Annotated in this window: 6 protein-coding genes; 4 read left to right on the top strand and 2 right to left on the bottom strand. The window is 49.6% G+C overall.

Annotated elements, in window-relative coordinates; all coding sequences use genetic code 11:
* Positions 1–85: 85 nt before the first annotated feature.
* Together panF and Q4G98_RS12335 are read right to left on the bottom strand one after the other, a co-directional pair.
* The gene (gene panF, locus Q4G98_RS12340; protein WP_298562589.1) at positions 86–1,582 is read right to left on the bottom strand and encodes a sodium/pantothenate symporter; all 1,497 of its coding nucleotides are present in this window, start codon (positions 1,580–1,582) and stop codon (positions 86–88) included.
* Positions 1,575–1,835, bottom strand: coding sequence for a YhdT family protein (locus tag Q4G98_RS12335; protein WP_177560607.1), 261 nt, complete (start codon positions 1,833–1,835; stop codon positions 1,575–1,577). The genes panF and Q4G98_RS12335 overlap by 8 nt, the downstream gene beginning before the upstream one ends.
* A gap of 256 nt (positions 1,836–2,091) precedes the next feature.
* Between Q4G98_RS12335 and Q4G98_RS12330 the strand changes: the two genes are divergently transcribed.
* The 4 genes from Q4G98_RS12330 to Q4G98_RS12315 all read left to right on the top strand — a co-directional run bounded on the left by Q4G98_RS12330 (position 2,092) and on the right by Q4G98_RS12315 (position 6,900).
* A complete protein-coding gene (locus tag Q4G98_RS12330; RefSeq protein ID WP_298562587.1) occupies positions 2,092–2,328 on the top strand; it encodes a hypothetical protein in 237 nt (78 codons plus the stop codon).
* 98 nt (positions 2,329–2,426) lie between these two features.
* Positions 2,427–3,551: a M20/M25/M40 family metallo-hydrolase gene (locus Q4G98_RS12325; protein WP_298562593.1), complete on the top strand. Its 1,125-nt coding sequence runs from the start codon at positions 2,427–2,429 to the stop codon at positions 3,549–3,551.
* Positions 3,552–3,849: 298 nt separating this feature from the next.
* Entirely contained in the window at positions 3,850–6,477 is a 2,628-nt protein-coding gene (gene alaS, locus Q4G98_RS12320; protein ID WP_177560610.1) for an alanine--tRNA ligase, read from the top strand.
* Between the two features lie 162 nt (positions 6,478–6,639).
* A complete protein-coding gene (locus Q4G98_RS12315; RefSeq protein WP_177560611.1) occupies positions 6,640–6,900 on the top strand; it encodes an IreB family regulatory phosphoprotein in 261 nt (86 codons plus the stop codon).
* Positions 6,901–6,955 lie beyond the last annotated feature (55 nt).

Raw genomic sequence — 6,955 nt, 5'->3', positions numbered from 1 at the left:
ATTCTACGATTGGAGGCTTTTTTATTCAATGTCCATTTTCTTTGGTTCTAAGCATCCTGCCGGCGAAGCTTTTTTACATGGCGTTTTAATCGTGATATTTTTCGGGGAAGAAAATATGTAAAATATGTTCGTCATGGTTTTTGCCGAAGGCATTGCCGATGAGGAATAAAATCAGCGAAGCACCGATACCGATGACGATCTGGTGCAGGTCGAAGAATTTTATCTGCAGCGCCATCGTGGTGCAGTAAGCCAGCACGCCGCCGGCCATGGCACAAACAGCGCCGGTGCGGTTGGCTTTTTTCCAGAACAGGCCGAAGATCAGAACCCAGAAGAAAGCTGTTTCCAGACCGCCGAAAGCGAACATATTGATTTTCCAGATCACGCTGGGCGGGGCAATGGCGATAAAGTAAACGCCGAGGCCCAGGATAATGGTAGCGCCCATACTGAAAAGTCTGACTGTATTGTTGCTGACGCTTTTGCCTTGTTTAGAGCACTCATGCATGTAAACGTCTTTGATGATGGCCGAGGAGGACGCCAGCAGCAGCGAAGAAACGGTAGAGATCGTAGCTGCGATGGGCCCGATGATGGTGATACCGGCCCAGAAGGGATCCATGGTGCTGATGATAGTGAGCGGCGTAATGTTGTCAACACTGCCGCCGTAAGCCTGCAGGGTATCAGTCAGTACGCCTTTGGAGAGGACGCCGATCCAGGTGGCGATCAGGGTCATGGCGCCGATGACTACAGTACCGATGATCATGGCGTTATGCAGGGCTTTGGTATTTTTGTAGCTGATGCCGCGTACTACTGATTGCGGCAGAGCCAGTGTACAGACGCCGACCAGCAGCCACTGGCTGATATAGAGCGAGACCGGCATTTTACCGCGGGACAGCGGTTCCAGCATATCGGGATGATTAGTTTGGATGTGGGTCATGATTTTTTCGTAGCCGCCGCCTGTTTCCAGCATCGAGAAGAACAGGATGAAAAGGCCGATGATCATGGCGACGGCACAGATAGCGTCGGTGATAGCGACGCCTTTGAAGCCGCCGACAGTGGTATAAAAGACTACGATCAGGCCGAACAGTGTCAGCCCTGTGACATAAGAAAAGCCTGTAACGGCTTCAAAAAGTTTGGCTGCCCCTACGAACTGGGCTACCATCGTTGCACAGAAGAAGGCGACGATCACCAGTGCGGAAATATTGGCCAGCAGATCAGACTGGTAACGGCTGCGGATCACGTCGACAACGGTGACAGCGTCGATTTTGCGCGAGACCATAGCGATCTTTTTGCCGAAAATACCTAAAACTAGGAAGATGACTACTACCTGCACGATCGCCATGTAGAGCCAGCCATAACCGATGACCCAGGCCATGCCGGGGCCGCCGACAAAAGTGCTGACTGAGCTGTAGGTCGCGACGGTGGTCATCGCCAGGACAAAACCGCCCAAGCTGCGTCCGCCGATAAAATAATCTTTGGCAAAATTCTGCCGGCGGTCACTGCGGGAAGCTCGCTGCACCCAGAAGCTGATCCCCAGCATAAAAATAAGGAATAAAAAGACCGGCCAGAGGTGGAGGAAATTACCCATTGATCTCATCCTCCTTGTCGTCTAAATCCATATCTTTGAAAATGTGATTGGCAAGGATAACAGAAACGGCAATGGCAAACAGCCAGGTGCCGATGCAGCCGGCCCAGACCCATAAAGGCGTCTGGAAAAATTCTACTTTAACGTCCGCAAGGCCAAAGCCGGCGACGCACCAAAAGACGATGACAATAAGAAGGGCTAACCAGGTGGCATTTGCTTCCCGATTAGCCTGTTTGAATTTTTCTTTACGATTCATTTTTTGCTCCTTCTGCAGTATCGGCCAAAATAAAAACAGTAAACGGTCCGGTCTGCGGGATTTATCGCTATTATTGTACCACATTTTTGTTATTTGCCAAGCTATTTATCTGAAAAGCTGTTATTTTTTCGAACAGGACGACTGGCAAAACGTACGAGCAAAAACGCAGCGTCAGGCGACGAGAAAAAGTTCTTGAATGTCTTGTGGGGGGGTACTCTTGTGCTATAATGAGGACAGAGGGGAACGGAGGGAGAAAATGTTTTATAAAAAAGTAACTTCTCACGATCATAAGTGGTTCTTTTTACTGCGCTATGACGACTTAAAAGAGGGCTTGGAGATGTGGAGCAGCCGCACTCTGAAATGGCAGTATTTTGACTATCAGCAAAGCAGGAGCCTGCAGGCGATCTTGAATGATGCCGGCCTGTGCAGTGATATCACGCCGGAAGCCGCCGCAGAGATCATTAAAGAGTATCTTGACCAGCAGCAAGGATAAAGTCCCTGCTCTTTTTTATTTGGTAAATTATAAAAGTGGCTGGCTGGGGCGGCTAGTGTTATAATATGTAATATCTTGTGAAGTGAGGGGTAAACGTGATGATCAACAAAGACAGGCTTTTAAATGAATTTATAGAACTGGTCGGGGTGCCTTGCCCCAGTAAAGATGAAAAAGCAGAGGCAGAACTGCTGGTGCACAAGCTGCAGGCCATGGGACTGGAAGTAAAAGTTGATGACGCCGGCAGTAAGATCGGCGGGACGACCGGCAATGTATGGGCTTTTTTGCCAGGCAATGTGCAGGGCGCGACCCGGCTGTTTTTTGAAGCGCATATGGATTCGGTACCGCCGACCACGGGTACAAAGGTAGTATGCAGGGATGGCGTTTTGTATTCGGACGGAACCACGACCCTGGGCGGTGATGATAAAGTAGGTATTGCGGCTGCGCTGGAAGCGGTGCGGACTGTGCAGGAGCAGAATATCCCGCATGGCGACATTCAGCTGTGCTTTACGATTGCCGAGGAGATAGGCTGTTTGGGCGTGGTCAATCTTGATCCTGCCGACATTAAGGCTGATCTTGGCTATTGTCTGGATATTGGCGGTGCGCCCGGTATCGTTACCAATGCGGCGCCGCGGTTGTTTGATATTTATTTTACAGTCAGGGGCAAGTCGGCTCATGCCGGTATCGAGCCGGAAAAAGGCATCAATGCTATTATGCTGGTGGCTAAGGCACTGGCGGCGCTGCCTGCTTACGGAAGATTAGATGAAGAAACAACATTAAACGTAGGCCAGATCGAAGGCGGTGCGGCAACTAATATCGTTGCGGAACAGGCAAGGTTTGTGATCGATATGCGCTGTATGGACCCGGAGAAGCTGGAACGACTGAAGGATGCAACGATCAGTCTTATCAGGGAAGTAGTGGAAGCCGGCGGCGGTATGTTAGAGGTCGAGCCGGTGGAAGGCAGTCCAGCAGTTCATGTGGCGGAGGACCATGCCGCGGTCTTGCTGGCGAAGCAGGCCGCAGATAATCTGCAATTGCCGTTTGAATTGACGAAAACAGGCGGCTGCAGCGATGGAAATTTCCTCTGCGGCTACGGTTTGCCCTGTATACTTCTGGCAACCGGTATGAGCAAGGTGCATACAACGGAAGAATATCTGCGTGAGTGTGATTTATACGATTGTGCCCGCTGGGTGACAGAGATTATTCGGATCGCTGGACAACAATAAGCAGACTGCCGCTGTTTGCTACAATAAAAACAGCTGCTTACAATAAAAACTAAAAATCTATGCAGATATTGACTTTATGTAAATTTACATCTATAATTGATAGTGCCGAAAGTTTTGGGTGTCCTCCTGAAATACTTGGCGTGGAGCCGTAAGTTTCTGCTTACGGCTTTTTTATATCCGTTCAGGTCAATTATCGGCAAAAGAGTGTATACTTTGTCAGTTTAATTGACTTTAGCCGTTAATTTTTATATAATTTTTTATTATGATGTTTCGACTTTAAAGGAGCGATAAAACGATTATGAAGTACATGACTGGTAATGAAATTCGTGAGAAATTTTTAAAATTCTTCGAAGATAGAGGACATTTGATCCTGCCCAGCGCGTCACTCATTCCTCAGGATGACCCGACGCTGCTCTTGATTGGCGCCGGTATGGCTCCTTTCAAACCCTTTTTTACGGGCAAGATGAAACCGCCTTCTCCGCGTATCGCGACCTGCCAAAAGTGCGTGCGTACCGGCGATATCGAAAACGTGGGCCGTACTGCCCGCCACCATACTTATTTTGAAATGCTGGGCAATTTCTCTTTCGGCGATTATTTCAAAAAAGAGATCATTCCCTGGAGCTGGGAATTTATTACCAAAGAACTGGGTATCCCCGCTGATAAGCTGTGGATCACGATCCATACTGAAGACGATGAGGCTTTTGACATCTGGCACAATGTTGTCGGCCTGCCGGAAGAACGCATCGTACGGTTGGAAGAAAACTTCTGGGAGATCGGCAGCGGTCCCTGCGGTCCCTGTTCCGAGATCCATGTCGATCTGGGTGAAGAACGCGGCTGCGGCAAAGATACCTGTGCTGTCGGCTGTGACTGTGACCGTTTCCTGGAAATCTGGAATCTGGTCTTTACCCAGTATAATCAAAATGAAGACGGCACTTATACGCCGCTGGCCAATAAAAACATCGATACCGGTGCCGGCCTTGAGCGTCTGGCTTCCGTATTGCAGGAAAAACCGTCTAATTTTGAAACCGATCTGATTTTCCCGATCATTGAATATGCAGCTCAAGTAGCTGCTGTGGAATATGGCAAAGATAAAAAAACGGATATTTCCCTGAAGGTCATTGCCGACCATGCCCGCAGTATGACATTTATGATCGCGGACGGTATCCTGCCGTCTAATGAAGGCCGTGGTTATGTTCTGCGTCGTATTCTGCGCCGTGCCGTACGTCACGGACGTTTGATCGGTATCGACAAGATGTTCCTGGCTGGCGCTGTAGATGTAGTCATCGAAATGTACGGCCATGTATATCCCAATCTGGTGGAAAAACGCGAATATATTCAAAAAGTCATCGAAATGGAAGAAACCAGCTTCCTGCGGACTCTGCGTCAGGGCTGCGAATTGCTGAATGATGAGATCGTGAAACTGGAGGCTGCCGGGGCGACTGAGCTGGACGGTGCCACCGCTTTCAAACTGAATGATACCTTTGGCTTCCCTTGGGAACTGACGGCTGAGATCTTGGAAGAAAACGGTATGACGATGGATAAAGCAGGCTTTGACGCCGCGCTTGAGGTACAGCGTAAAATGGCACGTGAAGCCCGTGACGATAAAGCAGGCCGTCCGGTCATCTATAACACACGCGGCATTGATATTGCTGCCCTGAAGGTCGACGAAGCTGCCGGCAGCGGCAAGATCGTGATGCTGTATCCGGCCCATGATGCCCAGCCGATCGAAAATGCCGAAGACGGCAAAGACGTTGCCGTTATTCTTGACGTTACTGCTTTTCATGCCGAAGGCGGCGGACAGTTAGGCGATTTGGGCCGTATCACCGCTCCTACCGGTGTGATCGAAGTAGAAAATACTAAAAAGCTGCCGGACGGCGCTACGATCCACCTCGGACGTGTCGTTGAAGGCACTGTCAATGTGGGCGATGAAGTAACCTATGCAGTAAACAGCTGCCGCAAGAGCGATATTGCCCGTAACCATACGGCGACACATTTGCTGCATGCAGCCCTGAAAACTGTTTTGGGCGGTCATGTCAATCAGGCAGGCAGTTATGTAGGCCCCGACCGTCTGCGTTTCGACTTTTCACATTTCTCGCCGGTAACGGAAGAAGAACTGCGCCGCGTCGAAGCTATTGTTAATGAAGAGATTTTAGCCGCTAAAGGCGTTACTATTGAAGAACTGCCGATCGAAGAAGCCAAAAAACGCGGTGCTATGGCGCTGTTTGGCGAAAAATACGGCGATATCGTACGTGTCGTTACGGTACCTGGTTTTTCGATGGAATTCTGCGGCGGCGTGCATGTTACCAATACTGCGCAGATCGGTATGTTCAAGATCATTTCCGAGTCCAGCACCGGTGCCGGCGTGCGCCGTATCGAAGCTGTGACCGGTCATGGCGCCGTAGCCCATGTCAACGAAATGGAAGCTATGGTAAAAGGCCTGGCAGGCTGCCTGAAATGCCGTGTGGCTGATGTGCCGGTGCGCTTGACGGCGCTGCAGGGCGAACTGAAAGCTGCCGAGCAAAAAGCTGCTGAACTGGCTGATAAAATTGCCAAAGCTCAGGTCAGCGATGTTGACAGTCAGATTCGTGACATCAAAGGCGTGAAAGCGTTGGTACAGCAGGTCAGTGTCGATAATATCGAAGCGATGCGCAATCTGGGCGACCAAATGCGTGATAAGGTCGGCGGCGTTGTTGTGCTGGCTTCCGTTTTTGCAGACGGTAAGATCAGTATTCTGACAATGGCAGCCAAAGAGGCTGTTGCTAAAGGTATCCATGCAGGCAACATCGTTAAAGAGGTTGCCCGTATCTGCGGCGGCGGCGGCGGTGGCCGTCCTGATATGGCGCAGGCCGGCGGCAAAGACGCTGCCAAACTGGGAGAAGCATTAGAAGCTGCCTGGGGCATTATCGAGGCACAGGTAAAAGAATAAAGCTTACGCAAAAGTTTAGAGGCCGAGAATATTCTCGGCCTTTATTTATACAAGTTCACAGTTATTTTGTATTTTTTTGTTCTAAGGTATGCTACAATAGTAATGTATCTATATTAAACGGTTGCCAGACAGGGGAGTTCTGCAATTAAGGAGGGATCAACGATGACTCAGGTATCACAGGAAACAATGATGTTCAAACGCAACAATGAAAATAAAGACGTCTCGCAAACAATCAGCGAGGTATGCAAAGCGCTGGAAGAAAAAGGCTATAATCCGATCGATCAGCTCGTAGGTTATCTGCTCAGCGGCGATCCTACATATATCACCAGTCATGACGACGCACGTACAAAGCTGCGCCGTTTTGAACGCTATGAGCTGATTGAAGAGCTGGTAGTAAAATATTTGGAAAAAAACGTAAAATAGGACGGGGAGAGCTGCTTACATGAGAAGTATGTCTCTGGATGTCGGCACGCGGACT

Origin of the sequence: uncultured Phascolarctobacterium sp. (assembly GCF_958349595.1) — a bacterium.
Classification (GTDB): Bacteria; Bacillota; Negativicutes; order Acidaminococcales; family Acidaminococcaceae; genus Phascolarctobacterium.
The sequence above is the reverse complement of the archived record's forward strand: the minus strand, read 5'-3'. Positions and strand labels throughout refer to the sequence as shown.

Bases quoted from the DNA above. Each gene is read 5' to 3' on its own strand.
- panF (WP_298562589.1), bottom strand. From the start codon at position 1,582: ATGGGTAATTTCCTCCACCTCTGGCCGGTCTTTTTATTCCTTATTTTT.
- Q4G98_RS12330 (WP_298562587.1), top strand. From the start codon at position 2,092: ATGTTTTATAAAAAAGTAACTTCTCACGATCATAAGTGGTTCTTTTTA.
- Q4G98_RS12335 (WP_177560607.1), bottom strand. From the start codon at position 1,835: ATGAATCGTAAAGAAAAATTCAAACAGGCTAATCGGGAAGCAAATGCC.
- Q4G98_RS12315 (WP_177560611.1), top strand. From the start codon at position 6,640: ATGACTCAGGTATCACAGGAAACAATGATGTTCAAACGCAACAATGAA.
- Q4G98_RS12325 (WP_298562593.1), top strand. From the start codon at position 2,427: ATGATCAACAAAGACAGGCTTTTAAATGAATTTATAGAACTGGTCGGG.
- alaS (WP_177560610.1), top strand. From the start codon at position 3,850: ATGAAGTACATGACTGGTAATGAAATTCGTGAGAAATTTTTAAAATTC.